Here is a 21,394-nt window from a genome sequence, read left to right on the forward strand (position 1 = left end):
ACTTGGATTCCAGCGCAGGGCTGAAAGTCGCCAGGCTGCGTGGCGGGCGGAGCGGATGGTCTGATTCTGTACAGCGAAAGGGCGTTGAATATACGACGTTGACCACAAGATACGGAGGTATCCTGCAATGAAAGCAATGGTAGTTCGAGACCTCGGTGGCGGCTGGGTAGAAGAAGATATTCAGATTGCCGATCCGATCGGTCAAGAAGTACTGATCGAGCTGAAAGCCTCTGGACTGTGCGGTTCAGACTTCATGAAAATGAGTAATGAAGTCCAGTATCCGCCTTCGGCAGTCCTGGGCCACGAAATTTCCGGGGTGGTCACACAAATTGGTCCTAACGTTACAGAATTTGCAGTAGGCGACCACGTTGCCGCCTGTCTGGTGCAGTTCTGCGGTAAATGCGAGCAATGTTTAGATGGCGAACCAGGCCTGTGCCGTTCTCCAGACCTGACCCTGCGTGCCGACGGCGAAGAACCACGGCTCAAAGATGCCAACGGTAACCCAGTGACGCAAGGCATGGCGCTGGGCGGATTTGCTCAACAGGCGCTGGTCCATGAGAATATGCTGGTCAAACTGCCCAAAGATATGCCTTTTGCCCAGGCTGCGGTGCTGGGGTGCGGGGTGATCACCGGAACCGGTGCTGTCCTAAACGCTGCCAAAGTCCGGCCCGGTGAAGATGTGGTGATCATTGGTGCCGGTGGGGTTGGACTCAACGTTGTCTCCGGTGCCGTGCTGGCCAGTGCTGGCAAAATCATTTCCGTGGACCTGAACCAGGAATCGCTGGATGCCGCCAAATCTTTTGGTGCAACCCACACCATCAACTCAGCTGAGACTGATCCTGTTGCCGCGGTCAAAGAACTGACCGGTGGCCACGGTGTTCGCACGGTCTTTGACGTCGTCGGAATTGGCGCCACTGCACGTCAGGGTTACGACATGTTAGATAACGGCGGGACGCTGTATCAAAATGGCATGGGGACGGGCACAGATACGCTGGGTACGGGCCCCATGCAGAACGCGGTTTCGCGCAAAGCCGTCCCGGGCGGATTCATGGGGTCGGGGGGGCCCAAACGCGACATGGCCATGCTTGTTGAACAGTACCAAGCTGGTCGCCTGAACCTTGATGACATTGTTTCTGGTGAGATCAAACTATCTGAGGTCAATAAGGGTTATGAGATGATTCGCGATCCAAAGGTGAACCGAATCGTTATCACCGACTTTTCTTAGTGCTGGTTGTTGGTGGGTGGAGCGCGGCGTCGCGTGTGACCGGCCCGGGCCCTGGCGGTAACGTACGCGAAAAGATCCCAGCACCCACCAACCCCAGGGCTGCGATGGCCCAAACACCAAAGGCCAGCGTGGAGATGGCAGTGACCACGGAGATCAGCAGCGGCCCGGTCAATGTTCCAGAGTCGGAGAGCAACCGCCACAGGGCCAAGAATTTTGGTCGGCCCACGGTCGGGGAGTAGTCAGCCCCCAGGGTCATGACGATGCCCGCACCGAAGCCGTTGCCCAGCCCAATTAATACGGCCGCGACCATCAACCATCCACTCGTGCCCGTCAGAGGCACGGCCGCAGTGCCGATGGCCAGTCCGGTGAGACAGGACACCGCCACCACACGACGTCCTTTTTGGTCCATCAGCAGACCGGATGGATAGAACATGATCAGATCAATGGCCCCGGACACCCCGTAAATGAGTGATGCCTGGGCAGGGCTGAGTCCTAGGTGCTCGGCCCACAGCGGGATCACCGCGGTGCGCGAGGCACGCATCGCCGACAGGCACAGCACGCCCAGGCCCGAAGACAACAGCACCCGCCAATGCTCCTTGGCCAACGACGTCATGGTTGGATTGGTGATGATCTCAAGCGGGTTGGTTGTTGTTGATTCCAAGTGCGTGGGCGTGGTGGGTTCAGCCAGTTCTTGAATAAACAGCGAAACGATGACGGCGGTGCCCATACACGCCGCTCCGACGGCAAAGGCGCCCTGCATGCCTAGAAACGCTTGAGCCCCGGCACCAAGAAAGGGCCCCACGAATGATCCAATGCGAATCATGCCACCCAGCAGTGACATGGCCCGGGCACGGTGCGAGACCGGAACCGCCACCGCCAAATAAGACTGGCGTGCCAGATTGAACCCAGCCCCTGCCATCCCGATCAACAAGATACCCACGGTATAGCCTGCAAAATCATAGGGCTCAACCAACGGAAACCAGCCGGCGACCATCGCCCAGGCCAGCGTGACACCCAGGGTTCCTACGCCAGCCGAGACGATCATCGTAAGACGCTCTCCGGCACGTGAGGCCAGTTGGGCTGCTGGAGCATTTGCGATCAGGGAACCGATGCCGATGAGTGTGACCGTACTGGCCGCCACTGCTAGGGATACCCCAAATCCTGTGGAGGCCCCGGCAATGGCCGGCATGATGGCGCCAAGACCAATCGCATAGATCAACGAGGGCGCATAGATCTGAAACGCATCCGCTAGAGGTTTGGCGCCGCGTGACTGATCTGACATGTTACCTTCTCTACTTCGACCCCGTTGACAGCAGGGGATGACTCTCTAACCTCCTAGGGTACGCCGAGACGTAACGAAAATGTCGAACGACGACATACACGGGAATTCTGAAAACGAAGTGTTGCCACAGAGAAAGCAGACGACGCTCAACGCAAGATCGTCGTGGCATACATTGTCGACGGTGTGATACGACAAGATCCGCTAACTCCAACGACTCAACATGACCTCATATCGAGTCAATAATGCACAAATGATGACGACGGAACTCTGACAAGGCTCTGGCCATCTTCACTTGCGAAGTGCACAGGGTAAAATGAGGATATCTTCGACGCTGTGGCTCATCCGGTGAACAGCATCGGTTGGCGTCAGGGAACCGACAGGAGTCCCTCATGGAACCGCAGACTGATTTTCAAACAGAAGAACGAACCTTCATTTCCGAAGGTGTTGTCTGTGCCGCGACACTGTATCGGCCGGCCATGATCGATGGCCCAGTGCCCTGTGTAGTGTTGGCCGCCAGTCTGAATCAAACGCGGATGGATGGATATCCCCGCTTTGCTGAACGATTCGCGGCGGCAGGTTATGCCGCCTTGGTATTCGATTATCGATACGTCGGAGATAGCGAGGGCGAACCCCGCCAGCTCGTCGACTATCAGCAACAACGTGAAGACCTACGTGCCGCAGTGGAATTCGCGCGCACGCTTGACGGCGTTGATCCCGCACAGATTATTCTGTGGGGGTTTTCTTTTGGCGGCGGCCATGCGATCAGTGTGGGCGCTGAAGACCAACGGTTGGCTGCAGTGTTGACCCTGTGCCCATTTCTTGACGGGCTGGTATTTTCGGCTACTTCGGGCATCGGAAATTCACTGCGACGGATGGCAGCAGCGGCCAAGGCCTCTTGGGTCCGCGAACCCATTCGAATGTTAGTCACCGCGCCACCTCGCCAACTGGCCTTGTTCAACCAGCCCGAAGCCGTTGCTGGATTTGAAGCAATGCGTTCAGAGAATTCACTGTGGTTCAATGAAATCCTAGTCAAACCCACCCAACCGCAAGTGCGGATTCGTCCCATCCGTCATGCCAAAGAAATTTCCTGTCCACTCTGGGTCGGGCTGGCAACCCGTGACACGATGGTTCCGGCGGCTCCCATCCGTCGGCTAGCGCAGCAAGCGCCAAATGCCGAACTTCGAACCTTCGAAAGTGGACATTTTGACGGATTCGTGGGTCACTTTGATGAGATCATCAAATCCCAACTTGCTTTCCTTCGACGAGCGTTGGCCCACGCCTAGTTTAAGATGCGAACCGACGTCGGCTACGGCACTCGGAATCGGAGCGGAAATAATCCACAGGCTGTGCCGGTTTCAACGAATTTCCACAGTGTGCCGATTGCATATTGAATGATCCAAGGTCGGTCCTTAGACTCACAGTCCATAGCCAATTTCTCAAGCATGGAGGAATACTGTGCACGTGGCGCATCAACTCAAACAAGAAAACCTGCAGGTCACCATTGATCAGCAGGACGCCGACTTGAATATGCTGTTTCCAAATGGCCACAAATTCGACCGGTACGGATTCCTCATCACCGAACCATACGGTAGCTTTGGGGCAAGCTTGCTGATCCAAGCGGCTATCGTACACTTCTACGACATCGACCCCGCACGACGAGATACCGAACCCATGTACCCTGAAATCTACATGTTCCACGTCGGCGGGGCCTTCGGGGACCATAGCTCATTTGATTTCTGGCCCGCGCGTAAAGAAATCTTCGTTCAAGCGCACCAGCCTGCCGACCTGCTCGCCGCGATCGTAGACCGAGGCATCACCCGGCTCGCAGTTCCAGACATCACACCGGGCAATCCTGAACTCCTCAAGGACGGCGCCAATACGTTTGCCGACATCGGCTCAGCCAGAAATCTGTTGGCTTCGTGTTTTGTCTATAACGCCAGCGGCCGTACTGACGATGCCGACGTCGTCTTGTCATCCGACCATGCATCCTTTGAATCCAATATTCCACGTACTTTGGACCGCGAGCCGATCTTGGAAAAATATTATGCTGCACCCGAGTCCATGAGCTTGGCCGGCCCGTCGGTTCCAACCGACACCGATCGGTGGGTCGATCACGTCCAAAGCCGCAAAGACGAAGTCGATCGGGATGCCATCCGCCTATCAACAGCCCAGCGTCGTCACCGCGTCGGAGACCGACTCGTGCGCACCGAATCATTCCGTAAGGTAAGCGTTGAAGATATGTTGTCGCTTTTGGCTGGGTTTTAATGACACGAACGCTTACCCTCTCGCAGGCTCGACGCGTCGCCATCGCAGCCCAGGGGCTGCACCGACCGCGGCCCGACACCGTGACACTTCGGCACCTCACTGACACGGTGAAACGACTGGGTGTCGTGCAGATTGATTCGGTCAATGTCTTAGCGCGAGCCCATTTGCTGCCACTGTTTGCACGCCTTGGTCCCTATAACACTGAGCTGGTGGATCGCGCTTCAGGCAGCGCACCACGAAGAATCGTAGAAACCTGAGCGCACGAGGCCTCCTATGTGCCAGCTTCAACGTTCCCCTTGCTGACGTGGAACCGTCGGAGATGGGGCGGTATGGATGTCCAACGCCTGGAACATCGCTATCCCGGGTTACTGGACCGCGTCCGCAATGTGGTGGCCGACCACGGGCCGATGACCAGCCGTGACATTCAGGCTCACGTCGATGAAGAACACGCACAACGCCCGAAGCACGGGTGGGGGTGGGCCTGGACTCCTGCCAAAACGGCGTTAGAAATTCTCTTCGACGCCGGTGTCCTCACCCCGGCACGCCGAAACGCTCAGTTCGAACGGGTCTACGACCTGACCGAACGCGTCCTACCTCCTGCAGTCCGTGCACAACCACCCATCGAACGCGAAGCGGCGATCACCGAACTGATTCGAATCGCAGCTCGTGCCCACGGCATCGGCACGGTCCGCTGCTTGGCAGACTACTTTAGGTTAAAGCAAGACGAGACTCGTCAGGCTATTGCAGAACTCGAGACCACTGGTGAGCTGATCCCGGTCGCGGTGACGGGTTGGGACCGGCCGGTGTGGATGCATGCCGCAGCCCGCGTACCGCGGCAGGTCAACGCGCGAGCGTTATTAGCACCGTTTGATCCATTGGTGTTTGAGCGACGTCGTCTGTTAGAACTTTTTGGGATGCACTACCGGTTGGAAATCTACACGCCCGCCGCCAAGCGCGTCTACGGCTACTATGTGTTGCCGTTTTTACTTGGCGAACACCTGGTTGCCCGAGTCGATCTCAAGCATGACCGCACCAGGGGCGCGCTCGTAGTGGCATCCGCCTACGCAGAAGATCCGGACCTAGACGATACAGTTTCAACCCTGCCGGATCGGCAGACCGTCGCCAACGAGTTGTGCGCCGAACTTCGGGTCATGGCACAGTGGCTTGGCGCCAACCAAGTGGTGATTACCGATGAGGCGCACGGTGATCTGATAGAACGGCTTCGCTGCAAGCGGTGAAACTACCGGACTGTGAAAACTACCGGCCTTGGCTACTTGAGCGCTGCTCCAGCACCTCAGCGATTTTGGCGACCGCTGGTTCGTTCTGGAGCGACGTCGTATCACCCAGGGTGTCACCCGTGTACAGCTGCGTGAGTAATCGGCGCATGATCTTGCCCGAACGGGTCTTGGGCACATCCGGGACGAACACAATGTCGTTGGGTTTGGCGACCGGACCGATCTGCTTGGCGACCAATTGGGTGAGTTCGGCTTTTGCGGCCTCGTCGGTGAAATCCCCACGGCACACCACAAACGCGATGGCGCAGTGGCCGGTTTTGGGGTGGGGGACCGGGGTGACGCCGGCTTCAATGACCTTGGGGTGCGAAACGAGCGCGGATTCAATTTCGATGGTCGACAGGCGGTGCCCGGAAATATTGATGACGTCGTCGATGCGTCCCAGAATCCAGATGTCGCCGTCGTCGTCGGTTTTCGCACCGTCACCGGCCAAGAACCAGCCGCGGCCGTCTTCGGCCCAGTGGAAATCGGTCCAGTACGAGTGATAAAAGCGCGCCGGATTGCCCCACACTGTGCGGGCTGCGCCGGGGCCGGGACGGGTGACCACAATGACGCCCTGCTGATTGGTTTCTGCGGGGTTGCCGGCGTCGTCGACCACCGCGACATTGACGCCGGGAAGCGGGCGCGAACCGGAGCCGGGCTTGAAGGTTGTGTCGGTTTGACGCGGGGAAATGATGGTCGAACCGGTTTCGGACTGCCACCAGGTATCAACCATGGGAACGCCCTCGGGGGTGTCGCGGCCGATGTGGGTGCGCGCCCAGTTCCAGGCCTCGGGGTTCACGGCTTCGCCTACGGTGCCGATCAGGCGGATTGAAGACAGATCGTACTCGGTGGACGGGCCGTTTTCGTGCCAGCCCATCAGCGAGCGCAGCAGGGTTGGCGCGGTGTAGTAACTGGTGACCTTATAGCGTTGGATGACTTCAAAGTGGCGCGCGGTGTGTGGTGCATTGGGCACGCCCTCGTAGATCACCTGGGTCGCGCCATTGGACAACGGACCGTACATTTCGTAGGTGTGGGCGGTGACCCAGGCCAGGTCGGCGGTGCACCAGTGGACATCGGCCTCGCGCTGGGTCACATCCGGGTTGGAGAACAAAAAATCATACGTGATCGAGGCGTGGGCCAGGTAGCCCGCTGAGGTGTGCACCAGGCCCTTGGGTTGGCCGGTTGTACCCGAGGTGTACATGATGAACAGTGGGTGCTCGGCCTCAAAGAACTCTGGCTCGTGGGTTGTTGGTTGCTTGGTGACCACATCGTCCCACCAGACATCGCGGCCTGGCGTCCAGGGGATATCGGTGTGGCCGGTGCGGTTGACCACCAGCACGTGTTCGATGTTGTTGTCACCCGAGACGGCTTCATCAGCGGCGGTCTTGACGGGCACGGCCTTGCCGCGGCGGAACTGGCCATCGGAGGTGACCAACAGTTTGGCACCGGTGTCTTCGACCCGGAATTTCAGGGCGTCGGCCGAGAACCCACCAAAGACCAGCGAGTGCACAGCACCGATGCGGGCACAGGCCAGGGCGATGACCACGGTTTCCACAATGACCGGCAGGTAGACGACCACGCGGTCGCCGGCGGTAATGCCCAATTCGGTCAGCGCGTTGGCGGTTTGGGAGACTTCGTCTAACAGGTCCTGGTAGGTCACGGCGCGACGGTCGCCGGGTTCACCTTCGAAATACAGGGCGACTTTGTCGGCATGGCCGGCTGCGACGTGACGGTCCAGGCAGTTGACGGCCACATTGAGTGTGCCGTCTTCATACCACCGGGCCACCGGGCCGTGTTCGGCGTCGGGATGTGGTTTGGTCCAGGAATGGATGGTGGAAAATTCTGTATCCCAGTCCAGGCGTTGGCCGGCGGCTTCCCAGTAGGCCATGCGGGCGCGCTCATCGACCTGCTGGCCGGTGGCATCTGCGCGGTGGTGCGCCTGGCCGGGCTCACGGCCCGGATTCACATCGGGGTCTGCGGCATCGACCATGACTTGCGGTAGGGGACCGGGTAGCCCGTTGGGCAGTGGGGCGTATTGTTCGTCAAAGAGTTCGGCGGCCAGCCCGGTGCGGTAGACCAGGGTCGTGTCAGTGGCGGTGATGCTGGATTGCGTCAAGAATCAAACCTTTCCATCGGTTCTGGCGGTAGCACCTGCACAACGGTGTGGGGTTGCTGCGGCGTCGTCGAGCCAGATCTCTTAGCCGCTCTGGATGGGTACGCCTATACTTTAGGCAATATTTGGGCTGAACGAAAATTTACCGGTCATAATGCTGGCCACCAGCGAAGCTTCGACTCGGTGAGCGCCGGGACAAGGCTCTGCTGTGCGATGGTCGTGCCGGTAATCACCAGGTACAGCTGCACCAGCACCATGAGGGTGAATGCTGTCAGCAACACCTTGTCCGTTGGGCCTGCTGCCGCGATCCGCAGCGGCTTGGGCGTGCCGAGGTTGCGCCACCGCTGCCGCCCCAAGGGTAGGGGTGCAAGCAGGGGGATGCCGCGTTTGGTAATGAAGTCTCCTGCCAGGTGGGTGAGCACGCCGATCGTCACCGCCGAGCCCATGACGACGCCGCTGCCCGAATTCGGCGCCCACTGCCAGGCCGCCCATGCCACCAGTGCTGACACCCCGGTGATCACCAGCCAGTCGGCTTTCTTTGACCATTCGGGCAACAGGCCCCGGATTGCCAGGCCAAGCAACACGAATAGCAATGCCACGGCCGCAGCCTTACCGAACGCCGACATCAGCGCTGCTGCGGCGGCACCCGTCCCCAGCGCGAACCAGAGCGTGTGCGTGGCTGTTCGGTGCCCATTGCGGCAGTACGGATCCTTGCGGCTGCGAGTGAGATTGACGAAGGTTTGGCTTGCGTTCTCCACCACACGCGACAACCCCTGCGACAGCGGGCCGAAGGAGCGCGATACCGTCGCCTGCGGAGAATCCAGGTCCGGCAGCAAGGCCCCGCCAGCGGCGATGCCTGCAAACATGAGTGCATCCGGAATGGTCGTGACCCCGCCCCACTGGGCGGGCAGGATCTGTGCCACCGCCAGACCGACTGCTGCCCCACTCATTGCGTGGGTAGGCCCCATGACCATGACTATTGTCCCTTCGTTTGCGTGCAAATGATCCTCACTGACTGTAGCCGGTGGCCCGGACATGTTAACGCAGACGCAAAACGGTCGGCCTCCCCACCAGGGAGACCGACCGTTTTAGTGGTGGACGTATTAGGCGTTCACCTTTGCCAGCTGGATGTTTTTGATTTCGATGGACTCATAGGGGCGGGTCATATTGTTGAGCCGCTGGACGACGTCGCCAATCTCGTAGCTCTCGACGTGTTTCGCCCAGGCCTCGACCAGCCCATGAATTTCTAGTTTGGCCAGGCCCTGGCCGGCGCAAGCATGGATACCGTATCCGAAGCCCAAGTGATCCACCGCGTTGCGGGTGATATCAAAGACCTCTGGGTTGTCATATTTTCGTGGGTCCATGTTGCCGGAGCCGTACAGCAGCGCGACCTGGGCACCGTCAGGGATGATAGTGCCATCAATGTCGATATCTTTAGTGGCCAGACGCCCGAATACAGGTGCCGGCGTGCGAAGTCGCAGAACTTCGGTCAGCGTGGCAGCCACCAGCGACGGATCCTGTTTCAGCAATTCGAATTGGTCGGGATTTTGTCCCAACAACACCAGAGCATTCCCAATTGTGGTGATCGTGGTATCCATGCCAGCCGCTAAAATCTGGTGGACAATGTACCCGAAAGATTCATGCGAGATGTCGCCGCGTTCGGCTGCCTCCCAAATATTGCGACCGATCGACCCTTCGGCCAGATCTGTACCGCGCATCTGTTCGTGCGTCCACTGGAAAAGCTCACCTGCAATGGGCATGGACTGTTGGGAGCGTTCATTCATCGGACCCAACAGGTTGAAAGCCGCTTCACCCCACGGCAGGATTTTCGCCCGTAAATCGCCCTGAATGCCGATCAGATCCAACACGATGGAGACCGGGAAAGCAACGGCCATATCGGCCATTCCCTCGAAGCTGCCGTGGGTGGCAAGATCTTTGACTAACTGCTCCGCCTTGGCGTAAATGTCGGCTTTCATTGAACGCATCGCCCGGGGCGAGAGATTATCGGTAAGCACGGCACGTAGCGGTCCGTGCTCCGGTGGATCAGCAGCCAGGCTGGTGCCCGAGAGGATTTCATTCATTTGTGGGTTGAAGGCCACAGCCTTGGACGAAAATGACGTTGGGTCGCTTAGAGCATCGCGAATATTCTCATAGCGAGTCACCGCCCACACGTCATTTGCGGGAAGATACACAACCGGCGCCGCTTCGCGCAGTTGGGTGAAAACCTCTTGAGTGTTCAGTAGGGTGTGGTCTGAGAATAAATTGATCTCCGACTGAAAAACACCATGGGTGGTCATAGGAAACCTCACTGGATCAGGTAAGTGTGATGTGCCCCATACTCAACCGCAGGCTGGGTTATGATGCAAATGAATTCTACGAATCGGCATCATTCATTTGGCTTATGCGGTCTGCTTCGGTGAGTAATGCTCGCACCCATTGCTTATAAGGCTCATCGCCAAGCCAAGGGTTCCACACCATGTCGACTCCCAATCCGAGAATGGGAAACGGAAATTTCGCGGTGTAGAGTTCATCGGTTCGTGCCATTTGTTCGATGACCCGACGACGCTGGAGGCCGACTCGATGCACGCCCGCTACATAGCGTGGCAGCAGCAGGTAGTCGTCGACACGAACATGAATCTTGGCGTCAATGCCACGATGTAGAAGCACTTCGTATGGCCGAGTGCGGTGTGGTGTGTCAAGTGCAACGTGCGGCCAATCCTGTAGCTGCATAATCGGATCGCTCTCGAGGAATTCCGGAGTGCCTCCGATGACAACCCATTCGTCGTCAAAGAGCCGTTCACGCGGATAGTCCGATTCATATCCCTCGGCCAGCAGGAGAACATCTGCTCCGTGGGTTGTAAAAATCGTGTCATGGTCTTGCGGGATGGGTACGGTCCGCAGCTTCATTCGCGGTGCTTGCTGTTCCAGAAGGTGGGTGATGGAGCGACCAAGGATATAAGACACGCTCGAAGACATTGCGATCGTTAGCGTGCGGGAGCTGTACTCGGGGCGAAAGGGTTCGCCGCCAAGCAGCTGAGTTGTTCGATGAACTACATCGCGCAGCGGTCCGATGAGTTCCAGCGCCTTGGGTGTCAGGACATTCCGACTGCCCCGGCGAATCAGAATCTCATCATCGAAGAGCCGCCTGATACGCCGCAGTGCATGACTCATGGCCGGTTGTGATAACCCGACCCGCTGCGCTGCAGCGGTGACCGAACCTTCCTCGAGTAAAGCATGTAAGGAGGTCAGGAGATTCAGGTCAACATTGGCCAAATTGACGCCCGGTGGCTGATGGTTCGGAGCCTCGATATTCATGACACTAATGTACTTCATGTGCAGTATTCATTAGACAGTGGTGGCGGGATCTGGAAAGCTCATGCAACAACACCGTGATGGAGATCTCTTCTCCGTCAAGCTGTATCTCGGATGAAAGGGCTCCGCTATGACTACCGCACGATTTGCATTAGATCGGCCACGCTGTGAAGGACACGGCCTATGCGAAGAGGCCGCACCACATTTGATGCACTTGGATGATGACGGCGAACTGATCATTGACCAGGTGGAGGTCGATTCCAAGGATCTTCAAGCGGCACAGGATGCCGTTCGTGTTTGCCCGGTGGCCGCGCTGAAATTGGTCTCCTAATGCGCCACATTGTCATCGTTGGAAATGGCATTGCCGGGCTGACTGCAGCGGACACGCTGCGCCGTTTGGACTTTGATGGTGAGATGACGCTGGTTGGCGAGGAAGACCGACCCACCTATTCTCGTCCTGCTTTGTCGAAAACGGCCTTGGACCCAAACCAAGAATTTCAGGTCAGTTATCTTCCCGAGGCAACCCACGCAGGAACACAGTTGTTGGGGACTACCGCAGTCGCACTGGATACCCAGCAGCAACGGCTCACGTTGCATGACTGCAACACGCTGGGATATGACGGTTTGATTATCGCCACCGGCACGAGCGCTCGCCGTTTTTCAACTAGTGATCGTGAATTTACCGTGCGTTCCGTTGACGACGCGATCGCGCTTCGGAACCGTCTGGCAACTCGGCCTTCAGTCACTGTGATCGGCGGCGGGGTATTAGGCATGGAGCTTGCATCCGGTGCCAACGCCATGGGCTGCGATGTCACGCTAATCCATTGCGGAACGCCGATGACCGACCACATCGGTCCGCTCTTGGCCAGCTTGATCAGCCAGGTTGCGATCGAACATGGTTTGCGGCTGATTGACGGCCGGGTGAATGCAGTTGATGAACTCTCAACCGGCATGGCAGTCCAGCTTGCCGATGGGCAACAGGTATCTTCTGACATCGTCATCTCAGCCATTGGAGATGCGCCCAATATCCAGTGGCTAGCCCAGGCCGGCCTCTTGCACGACGGCCGTTTAGTCATTGACCGGCAGTGCCGTGTTCAGGACAATATTGTGGCCGCAGGTGATGTCGCTTGGCTCAAAACGCCCGAGGGGCCGCAGCGCTATCCGGTGTGGACCAGTGCAATTGAACAAGCCAAAATCGCTGCTGCTTCACTCCTGAACCCGCAAGATGCTACCCAACTGAACTTTCAGCCATACTTCTGGACTGATCAGTGGGGGATGAATCTCAAGATTTCCGGTCCTGCGCGATTACCCGAGACCGCCCCCGTGGTGGTCAGAGGCAGCTTGGAAGAGCGCGCTGCGGTCCTACATTGGCCAGAGTACGGTGCAGCTGCAGCGTGGAATCTCCGGATGTCTCTACCCAAGCTGCATAAACTGGCTCGAGAGACTGTGGTGAGTGCTTAGACAAGACTTAATGCAGCAGTTTTTCGGGCTGGTAAATCCCGGCGGCTTTGGCCAGGTCACGCACGGAATGACCGGGGGCCAGCACACTGGATTCGGTTAATAACCCATCCGCACGGATGCCGTAAACGGGTGCGCTAAAGCCTGCCCGCGCGCCAAAAGTTGAGGCACCGACATCAAGTATTGCTAGCGTATCGCCCTCTTTGACCGCGGGCAGTGGCACGCTCTGGGCTACCAGGCCGTTGGGTCCAGCAACGTCATAGTAATACTGCTGGAAATCGTCTTTCGGGTGGCCGTCATCGTCGAAGACCACAACGCGTGTCATGTCTGGGTGCGGTTGGGCATCAGCATGGACGACGGCGATCATCCGTCCGTCTAGGTCCTTGGTATATTCCACGCGCGCCAAGATCATCCCGGCTTGAGACGTCAGAAACCCGCTGAAATCTATCGTGAAATCGTATTTGCCACGTATCAGATCCGGAATCATCGCCTGGTGGACAAACCGGTGATTATCCAACACCGGATCGCAGTCATCGGTGGTCTGTTGCACGGCGTCTCCGGCACTGAAATGCAAGCCCCGGATGCGTGGACCGCCCACAGCATGTTCAATATCTTCGGCGAACTGATAGACCGCGGCAACTTGTTCTGCCGTCTGTTGCAGCGTGGTGGGCGGGGTGTCAAAGCTGACATGCAGTTGGGTGAGCCACGGGCGTTCGAGGAAGACTTCAATGAGGTCTTTGCGGTGATCGCGCAGCCCAATGCCCACGTGGGCGAATGTGGTGGCGTTGTCATCGGCTGAAGCCTGCGGGGTGACCTGCAGCCCAATGGCGCCGTCGTAGTCTGCGGCGTCACGCAGTAATTCATCCACGCGAGTCAATTCGGCAAAATTACTGATGCTAAAGCTCAGGGCAGCATCAGTGAGTTCCTGCAGCTGCGAGGGCGTTTTTACCGGGGCGTTATGGACGATTTCGTGGAGGGAATAGCCACTGTGGCGGGCAATCTCAAGTTCGACGGCCGTACGGGTTTGCACGCCGATGCCGCGGGCGCGAAAATGCTCGAGCACACCGGGTAGCGCCATGGTGCCGACGGAAACTGCGGGCTGAAACCAGTCTTCGGCATACGTGTCGTGTACCAGTTGGATGAGTTGATCCAGGATGTTGTAATCGACCACACCCAGCACCGGTGTGGCATCCGTCAGCGCCGGGGCGAGCCGTTTCACAGCGGTCAACCGCTGGGTTGTGATGCGAGATCCGAAAGAAGCCATGGCACGATCCTACGCGCACAGGTAGGACACGTTAGCGATTGTCGCACCGCTCAACGTGTCGGTTCCACGACGTCAAGAATGGCTTTGAGCAAGCTGTTGCGTCGAATACGCGTATCGACCTCGCGGCGTGTCGCCCCGGACACGGCGACGACGCCGTCAGGCCGAATCAGTTGGATGCCGTGGTTGTCAGTATGCCAATACCAGGTGCCGGGCGACTGGTGTTTGCTGATGTTGCTGGCTGCGCGCTTGCCGGAGAGTTTGTCGCGGCCCAGGACCAGGGGTCCGTGCTGGTAGGCGATATTGAGTCCGGCCATGGTTTGGCCCAGGATTTGTCGGGCGCCAGTGTGCGGCAACAGCGTGGGCGCGGCAGTGCCCAAGACGCGTCGGCCGGCGCGGCGGGAATCCGTGACCAGGGTGGTGATCCGTTGCACCCGAGCCACCATGCGTTCGATGACCGGACGGCGCTCGGCTTCGTAGCTGTCAAGCAGTCTCGCGGCTTGTTTGGGCTGCAATTTGTTGGCCAGCGCGAGCTTCCAGATCAGGTTATGCGCATCGTGGACCCCAAAGTTCATGCCTTGTCCGCCGACGGGGCTGTGCACATGGGCGGCGTCGCCGGCGAGAAAAGCCCTGCCCGAGCGCAGCGGTGAAGCAATGCCGTAGGACGGCGAAAATCGCGAGGTCCATGCAATCTCGTGTGCACCAAAGTGAATACGGGCACGTGAGGCAATGAGCCCATCCAGGAGTTCGGGGGTGATGGGTTCTGCCCAATCTTCAGATTGATACGGCAGATGCGCGACGATGCGCCATAATCCGTGTGTCGGTAATGGGATCAACAGCAGGAAACCTTCCGGGGCGAGGGAGACCTGGGCTTCGCGATCCGGTAGGTGGGCGGTGGTATAAGCATCCGCAAGAATGAACGGTGCCTGGGATTCAGCACGTTTGAATTTGGACTCGATGTTCGCGCGCACCGTGCTGTGACCGCCGTCGGCACCCACAATCCACGACGCTGTGATGGTCTGCGGTTGATCTTGTGTCGATACTGCCGCGGTCACCGACGAAGCTGACCGCTGCAGTCCGGTGAGCTCGGTACCCCATTCTACGGCGACTTGCTGGCGGGTCAGGGCCTTTTCTAACAGGTTTTCCACTTCGTATTGGGGGATGATCAGCCAGTGCGGGTATGCGGTATCACCCCAGTCGAGTTTGTCGAGCACGATGCGACCGTGGACACCGAAGGAGCCGCGCAGGTTCAGAGCCTCGAGTTGGCTTGCGGCCGCGAGGACGTCGTCGGCGATGCCAAGCGACTCGAAGATTTCCATGGTGCGGGCATGGGTGACCAGCGCTTTTGAGTATCTGGCGCGCTCGAGCCGTTGATCGATAATTCTCACGCGCAGCCCCAATTGGGCGGCCGCAAGGGCTGCGGTCAGGCCCGTGGGTCCAGCACCCACGACCAGTACGTCAGGGGATTGGGTCGGGGCAGTCATGATTAAAAGTATATGGGCGGGCCGAACGAATGTAATCGTTCGGCCCGCCCATCACCAGGCGTTGACTAGTTGCTGGACTTTACAAATGGCAGGACCAACCGGGATGGGTGTTCGGCATCGCGGTAGATCTTGTGCGTCACCGGACGACCCACCGGCAGGTGGAACGCATCTGGTGGCAGCAGCGCATTGTGCTCGTCTTCCATGGGTTCGTTATTCGATAGTTCAACAACCAGTTTGTGGCCGGGTTTGAACGTATTGGCAAACGGATAGAGGCGCAGCACGTATTCATTGATCGTGCCGGGCTCGACCGGTACCTTGCGGGTGTGTGGGTGATACGGGTTGCCCTCGGTGGTGCGTTCTTCATCGAGTTCACGCTGGGAGGCTTTCAAAAAGCCGGTGGTGATGAGCTGGCGGGAACCGTTTGGTGCGGCATCCCAGAGACGCATGATGAAGTTGGTGTCATCCTGGTCGATTTCTGCGAAGATGTGCGCAGCCCCGGTGCCCATCATTTCGGTGTCTTCGGCAAATGGTGCGGTTTCCCACCGGATGTTGTGCACGGTATCGGTGACGGTCAGCGGTGCTTGGAAGAAACCATCCGGAGCCGCATGCTCTGAACCCATTAGTTCTGGTTCTTCCGACAACTTGTGCCGCGGACGCAAATACAGTGGACGGTATTCGGTGTCCTTGGTCGGGTACTGATTGCCGGTGGAAGTTTCGTGGCTACCTTCAACGTGGACGGTGACCGCAGGTTCGTCCATGACGCCGTTGTCGATGCCCTTGATCCAGTAGTCATACCACCGGAACATCTTGTCGTGTTCTTCAATCCAGGGACGCGACTGCATCGGCGGGGAAGGACCAATGTCGAGTTTCTTTGGTCCTTTGAGTTTGTTGTACAACTCGATGGTGCCGTCGATGGTCCATCCGCGGCCGTTGTCGATCTGCAACCAGACCGGGATATCGATGTTGTCGGCCAGGTTGATCGGGTTGCGCTCTTCGTACCATTCGCCGTCGAGATCGTTCATGATGATGTCGAACCAGGCTTCGTGGTGTTTTGGATAGTTCAGCGTGTGGACCATGTTTGGCCAGGCGGCAATATCCGGATCTTTCAGCCGCTCTGCGACGAGCTCTTTCAGCTCGGCTTCCGAGTATTCTTCCAGCATGCGGGACTTGATGCGGTCGGTGAATGCCCAACCGGAGTCACCACCGCGGCCTTCACGAGCAGCTCGCGGCATGAGCCACATGATGCCGCCGTGATAGGTGGTTTCATAGAAGTCATAATGGCCACCGGAAACAAAGATTGCTTTCAGGCTTGGTGGGCGCTCTGCTGCTGCCAGCACTGACATGGACCCGAAGTAGGAGATGCCGACCATGCCCACATTGCCGTCACACCATGGTTGAGCAGCGACCCATTCGATGAAATCGTAGGCGTCTTGGCCCAGGGAGACGCCACCGGCGTTATAGTTGCCGATGTGTTCACCTTCGGAATCACCCGAACCGCGAATGTCCCCAACAACATGGACGTAGTCTTCTTGGACGATCTTGGCGATGTCGCCGGCTTCGATACAGCCATCCCACATTGGCGAGGGGCGACGTTGCGGCGGCATCGTCAAAGCCATGGCTTGCAGCTCTTTGCCGTAGGGGCTCAGGGCCACAAGCGCCGGACGCGGTTTGTCGTCCATGCCGCGGTAGGTGTCGGCTGCAAGTTTGACGCCGTCGCGCATCGGGACCTGCAAGTCCTTTTCGATTCTGATTTGTTGACTGCCTGCTGTCCAGGTAGTGGTATGCGACATCAGATCATCTCCTTAATGTCGAGGTCCCGAGGGCTCGGGTATGTACACCTTGTGATCAACAACATATTATTATAATAAAGGTGCTCCGGCAAGGACGTGAGTGCTAATTCAACTAATTGAGTAAGGAGTAGGCATGAGCGATACTACCTCGCCAGTCGCAATTCATCCCCTCGTTTCCCCGTGGGGGCGCTTTGGGCTCTACAGTTTCTTCATTGATGCACCAGAGCCAGCCATCGTGGATACGGGTGTGACCGGTTCGCCAACCGATGGCATGAAGCCGGAGCTGGAAAAACTCGGCAAGAACATTGAAGATGTTCGCTGGATTTTGTTGACCCACGGTCACATCGATCACCTCGGGGGAGCCTACGAACTGTGGGAGATGACCGGGCGTCAGGCCAAGGTCGTGATTCACGAAGCCGATGCACCATATTTGCGTTCGCGTCAGCACCATGTCGACCAGTACTTCGCCGCCCGCGACAGCTATATTGACAATCCCAACGCCCGCCAAGAACAAGAATCCAACGCCCAGGCTGCGATCTCCGGTGAAATGGAACCAGACGTCATTGTTCACGGTGGAGAGACGCTAGACCTTGGGGGAGTGCAAGTAAAGGTGCACCACATTCCGGGGCATACCGCCGGTTCCGTCGCCTATGAAGTGCTCGGTCAAGGGTCCGTGTTTGTCGGCGACTCTGTCCAGGTGCATGGCGCCGCCAATGGGTTCCCAGGTTTTGAGGACCCCGACACATACCGCGCCTCGCTGGAATACCTCGTCGACGAGGTCAAACCCACCAACCTGTATCTGGGCCACCCGTACCGCACCACAGCTGGCGAACCCTATGGGGTGGAGTTGAATGCCGAAGAAACCCAGGCTGCGCTGAATGAATCTTTGGAGATCGAAGCCCGGGTACGCGCTGCGGCACAACAAGCCGTGGATGCCGGCCTTAGCGACACCGGCACCGTGTACTCGCCGTTTGATCATGTCGCTCAGACCATTGGTTATACGGGGGACCCGACCCGCGAGCCAGCACCATTTTTCACCTCGTTGCACGGCTACCGGACTATCTTCGAGCACTAACACCTCGGTGCGCGGATTGACCAACGACGGTGCGCAAATAGACTAACCGGCAAATGTGCGCCATGTCACGATAAGAGTATGAAAAAAGACAATCTCACCCGTGAATCCTGGTCGTCCGCCACCCAACATATCGAAGGTCAAGCAGCCCACCATGACGTCATCGTCATCGGCTCCGGCCCAACCGGTGTCAGCACCGCGCTCATGCTCGCACGGCACGGCATCCAGGTCACCGTGATTACTCGCGAGACCTGGGTTGCCGATTCGCCCCGCGCCCACATCACCAACCAACGCACCATGGAGGTGCTGCGTGCCATCGGTGTGGAAGACCAGGTCAAGCAAAAAGCCGCTCCCCGTGAATACATGGCTTCCCAAGTTGTGGCCACCGCCTTCAACGGTCCGGAACTTGGGCGCGCCTGGTCGTGGGGCAATAACCCTGCGCGGCAAGGCGAATACCTCACCGCCAGCCCGATGCAGGGCTGTGACATCCCGCAGGATCGCCTGGAACCCATCCTGTTAGGTGAAGCGGCACGGTTGGGCGCTCGCATTCGGTTCCAGACGTCATTTGTCAGCCTCGATCAAGACGACGACGGCGTGGACGTTCACGTTGTCGACGGACTCACCGGCAAAGCTGAGACCCTGCGCGCACAATACGTGGTGGCCGCTGACGGCGGCCGCAGCCCGGTGGCTAAAGCTGTTGGTGCCACCTTTGAGGGCGAATCCGGGCTCGCCGATGCGTTTAACATCAGCTTCACCGCCGATCTGACCCACTTGGTCGCCCACCGCCCAGGGTCCCTGTATGAAATTATTCAAAACCGTCCAGAGGGCCCAACTCGTGCGATGATTCGCATGGTGCATCCGTGGACCGAGTGGTCCGCTTCGCTGGTCTATCTGGGCAAGAACCAACAAAGCCTCACCCCGGAGACCGCAAAGGCCGAACTGCAACGGGCCATCGGTGATGATTCCGTCGAAATTACGATCAAGGGGCTGTTTCCATGGCGGATTAACCGCCTGGTTGCCGAACGCTATGACTATGACCGGGTATTCTTGGCCGGGGATGCGGCACACCGTCATCCGCCAACCAATGGGCTAGGAGCCAATACCTGCATCCAAGATGCATTCAACATTGCCTGGAAGCTGGCATACGTGCTGAAAGGCTATGCGGGACCCGGCCTGTTGAAGTCCTATAGCACAGAGCGACAGCCGGTCGGTTCCCAGGTCGTCAACCGTGCAGTGGATTCCTGGAAGCTTGGTACTGGTTTAATTCCAGCTCTTGGGTTAATACCAACGAATTCCTATGAACAACGCGAAGCCGATTTTGCCCAGCTTGCTGAAGACTCCGAAGCCGGTCAACAGCGCCGCGCGCACCTGCGGACGGTCCTGGATGAGGAATCCTACATTTTCGAAGCCCACGGCGTGGAAATGAATCAGGTCTATACTTCTGATGCCGTCATCGACGACGGAACAGAACTGGTCTACCAGCGCGATCCGCAACTGTATATCCAACCGACTTCGCATCCGGGGGCCCGCATCCCACACGCCTGGATTGGTGACGCGACCAAGACCGTCTCCACGCTGGATCTGGTAGGACAGGAGCGCTTCACACTGTTGGTACGTGATCGTGGCCAGGAGTGGATCGATGCCGCCGCGGTAGTATCTACCAAGCTGGGCATTCAGATCGCAACCGTGAAAATTGGTCACGCCGGGGACGTGCAGGATCTCTATGGGGATTTCGGTCGCCGTAGTGACATTCACGAAGATGGTTGCTTGTTGGTTCGTCCAGATCAACACATCGCGATGCGGGTTCAACAGCTAGCAGATGACCCTGTCAACGTGCTCTATCAGGCCATGCTGACAGTGCTGGACCGTGAGAATGCGCAGTTAGATGATGAGGTTGTCTTGACGCCATTGGCTGGGCGTTAGACCAAATTGTGCTTTGAAGACCCGGCTGAAGTGCGAATGATCACTGAACCCGTGGGCATAGGCAATATCGAAGATATCCGCGTGTGCCCACGCCGGGTCGACGAGCGCATTACGGATCGTCTCGAGCCGTCGCCGTCGGATCCATTCGGAAACCGAGAGTTGTTGGCCTTGAAATAAGGATTGGATATAACGCGGCGACATGCCAAGTGCTTCAGCGATGTGCGCTACTCGCAAGTCAGTGTGCAAATGGCTTTCGATATAGTCCATGACCCGACGCAACGCTGGTTGGCCGAGGGCAGGGTCCTGAGCGCTTTCTACTTGGTCAAGGGCCGTGGTCAACATGGTCGCAAACATGCTGGCGACATCGTTGAGTATTCGGGGTCCTGTAGATCCGGACAATAGCTGGTCGTCGGTGAGAACGCGCCGAGCCATATCGACCGTGAGCTGAGCATACCCGGAGGTTGCATCAAAGGGCTGTCCGATGAGTGGCCGAAGCACGGTTGGGGCCAGTGGCATCGACGCGGCGGTGGAACGCAACATCATCAGGGTCATGGGCTCGGTGAATTCCCAGCGATATGGCACTTTGGGGTTGCCATAACTGACGCTACCCGGGCCTAATTCGATGGGGTCCTCCCGATCACCAGCATGCAGCAGGCTGTGGCCTTCCAATTGAATAACGATGATATGAGCGGTCTGGGCCGTCTGTGCAATGTGATCGGCGGTGCGGTGGACCTGTAGGCCCGGGCGTTCCACCTGCAGCAGATCAAGGCCAAGGCTATCGTTTTGGCCGCGGAGTAATTGGGCATCCGAACGGATCCATTGCCCGGCGGCGACGGTGCCTTCGGGGCCGGCAAAGTGGCCCCAATGCAGCAGCGCAGGCCCCAAGAGCGGAGCCTGCGCTGTCAGACGTGTTGGTCGAGTCTTCACGACATCAC

16 protein-coding genes, 1 pseudogene and 1 riboswitch are annotated in these 21,394 nt (G+C 58.2%); of the genes and pseudogenes, 8 read left to right on the forward strand and 9 right to left on the reverse strand.

The features are described from left to right. The first annotated feature begins 127 nt into the window (after positions 1–127). Positions 128–1,225, forward strand: coding sequence for an alcohol dehydrogenase catalytic domain-containing protein (locus A6F49_RS04730; protein WP_067605603.1), 1,098 nt, complete (start codon positions 128–130; stop codon positions 1,223–1,225). Here the strand turns inward: A6F49_RS04730 and A6F49_RS04735 are convergent. After that, positions 1,209–2,507, reverse strand: coding sequence for an MFS transporter (locus tag A6F49_RS04735; protein ID WP_043057213.1), 1,299 nt, complete (start codon positions 2,505–2,507; stop codon positions 1,209–1,211). The genes A6F49_RS04730 and A6F49_RS04735 overlap by 17 nt on opposite strands. A 389-nt stretch (positions 2,508–2,896) precedes the next feature. Here A6F49_RS04735 and A6F49_RS04740 point away from each other — a divergent pair, with 389 nt between their 5' ends. The 3 genes and pseudogenes from A6F49_RS04740 to A6F49_RS04750 all read left to right on the forward strand — a co-directional run bounded on the left by A6F49_RS04740 (position 2,897) and on the right by A6F49_RS04750 (position 6,010). After that, positions 2,897–3,790 (forward strand): alpha/beta hydrolase, encoded by an 894-nt coding sequence (locus tag A6F49_RS04740; protein ID WP_052504741.1) that lies wholly within the window; start codon positions 2,897–2,899, stop codon positions 3,788–3,790. A gap of 178 nt (positions 3,791–3,968) precedes the next feature. Next, positions 3,969–4,772 (forward strand): hypothetical protein, encoded by an 804-nt coding sequence (locus tag A6F49_RS04745; RefSeq protein ID WP_150119387.1) that lies wholly within the window; start codon positions 3,969–3,971, stop codon positions 4,770–4,772. Next, positions 4,772–6,010 (forward strand): annotated as a pseudogene (locus tag A6F49_RS04750) (winged helix-turn-helix domain-containing protein). Before A6F49_RS04745 ends, A6F49_RS04750 begins: the two are co-directional and overlap by 1 nt. Positions 6,011–6,029: 19 nt before the next feature. On the opposite strand, the gene acs reads toward A6F49_RS04750, so the two are convergent. The 4 genes from acs to A6F49_RS04770 all read right to left on the reverse strand — a co-directional run bounded on the left by acs (position 6,030) and on the right by A6F49_RS04770 (position 11,492). Continuing rightward, positions 6,030–8,036 (reverse strand): acetate--CoA ligase, encoded by a 2,007-nt coding sequence (acs, locus tag A6F49_RS04755; protein WP_082911602.1) that lies wholly within the window; start codon positions 8,034–8,036, stop codon positions 6,030–6,032. Positions 8,037–8,172: 136 nt separating this feature from the next. Then, a riboswitch (SAM riboswitch) is annotated at positions 8,173–8,263 on the reverse strand. A gap of 45 nt (positions 8,264–8,308) precedes the next feature. After that, positions 8,309–9,196 carry a metal-dependent hydrolase gene (locus A6F49_RS04760; protein ID WP_201120238.1) on the reverse strand — a complete coding sequence of 296 codons (888 nt, stop codon included), beginning with the start codon at positions 9,194–9,196 and terminating at the stop codon, positions 8,309–8,311. A 66-nt stretch (positions 9,197–9,262) separates the two neighbouring features. Then, the gene (locus A6F49_RS04765; RefSeq protein WP_043057211.1) at positions 9,263–10,456 is read right to left on the reverse strand and encodes a cytochrome P450; all 1,194 of its coding nucleotides are present in this window, start codon (positions 10,454–10,456) and stop codon (positions 9,263–9,265) included. A 76-nt stretch (positions 10,457–10,532) separates the two neighbouring features. Further along, complete coding sequence (locus tag A6F49_RS04770; protein ID WP_201120240.1) at positions 10,533–11,492, reverse strand: LysR family transcriptional regulator; 960 nt, start codon at positions 11,490–11,492, stop codon at positions 10,533–10,535. A gap of 109 nt (positions 11,493–11,601) precedes the next feature. On the opposite strand from A6F49_RS04770, the gene A6F49_RS04775 reads away from it, so the two are divergent. Together A6F49_RS04775 and A6F49_RS04780 are read left to right on the forward strand one after the other, a co-directional pair. Beyond that, positions 11,602–11,802 carry a ferredoxin gene (locus tag A6F49_RS04775; protein WP_043057209.1) on the forward strand — a complete coding sequence of 67 codons (201 nt, stop codon included), beginning with the start codon at positions 11,602–11,604 and terminating at the stop codon, positions 11,800–11,802. Next, the gene (locus A6F49_RS04780; RefSeq protein ID WP_043057208.1) at positions 11,802–12,932 is read left to right on the forward strand and encodes an NAD(P)/FAD-dependent oxidoreductase; all 1,131 of its coding nucleotides are present in this window, start codon (positions 11,802–11,804) and stop codon (positions 12,930–12,932) included. Before A6F49_RS04775 ends, A6F49_RS04780 begins: the two co-directional genes overlap by 1 nt. A gap of 7 nt (positions 12,933–12,939) precedes the next feature. Here the strand turns inward: A6F49_RS04780 and A6F49_RS04785 are convergent, their stop codons facing one another. The 3 genes from A6F49_RS04785 to A6F49_RS04795 are packed head-to-tail and all read right to left on the reverse strand — an operon-like array spanning position 12,940 to position 17,464. Then, a complete protein-coding gene (locus A6F49_RS04785; protein ID WP_043057207.1) occupies positions 12,940–14,193 on the reverse strand; it encodes a type III PLP-dependent enzyme domain-containing protein in 1,254 nt (417 codons plus the stop codon). A 50-nt stretch (positions 14,194–14,243) separates the two neighbouring features. Next, positions 14,244–15,710 carry an FAD-dependent monooxygenase gene (locus A6F49_RS04790; RefSeq protein WP_327019938.1) on the reverse strand — a complete coding sequence of 489 codons (1,467 nt, stop codon included), beginning with the start codon at positions 15,708–15,710 and terminating at the stop codon, positions 14,244–14,246. A 29-nt stretch (positions 15,711–15,739) separates the two neighbouring features. Next, positions 15,740–17,464 (reverse strand): CocE/NonD family hydrolase, encoded by a 1,725-nt coding sequence (locus tag A6F49_RS04795; RefSeq protein WP_067605606.1) that lies wholly within the window; start codon positions 17,462–17,464, stop codon positions 15,740–15,742. A 133-nt stretch (positions 17,465–17,597) separates the two neighbouring features. Here A6F49_RS04795 and A6F49_RS04800 point away from each other — a divergent pair, with 133 nt between their 5' ends. After that, entirely contained in the window at positions 17,598–18,539 is a 942-nt protein-coding gene (locus A6F49_RS04800) for an MBL fold metallo-hydrolase (protein ID WP_043057204.1), read from the forward strand. Positions 18,540–18,617: 78 nt separating this feature from the next. Continuing rightward, complete coding sequence (locus A6F49_RS04805) at positions 18,618–20,459, forward strand: FAD-dependent oxidoreductase (protein ID WP_052504739.1); 1,842 nt, start codon at positions 18,618–18,620, stop codon at positions 20,457–20,459. Here the strand turns inward: A6F49_RS04805 and A6F49_RS04810 are convergent. Continuing rightward, entirely contained in the window at positions 20,418–21,386 is a 969-nt protein-coding gene (locus tag A6F49_RS04810; RefSeq protein WP_052504738.1) for a helix-turn-helix domain-containing protein, read from the reverse strand. The genes A6F49_RS04805 and A6F49_RS04810 overlap by 42 nt on opposite strands. Positions 21,387–21,394 lie beyond the last annotated feature (8 nt).

It is taken from the genome of Enteractinococcus helveticum (assembly GCF_001657475.1).
GTDB lineage: Bacteria > Actinomycetota > Actinomycetes > Actinomycetales > Micrococcaceae > Yaniella > Yaniella helvetica.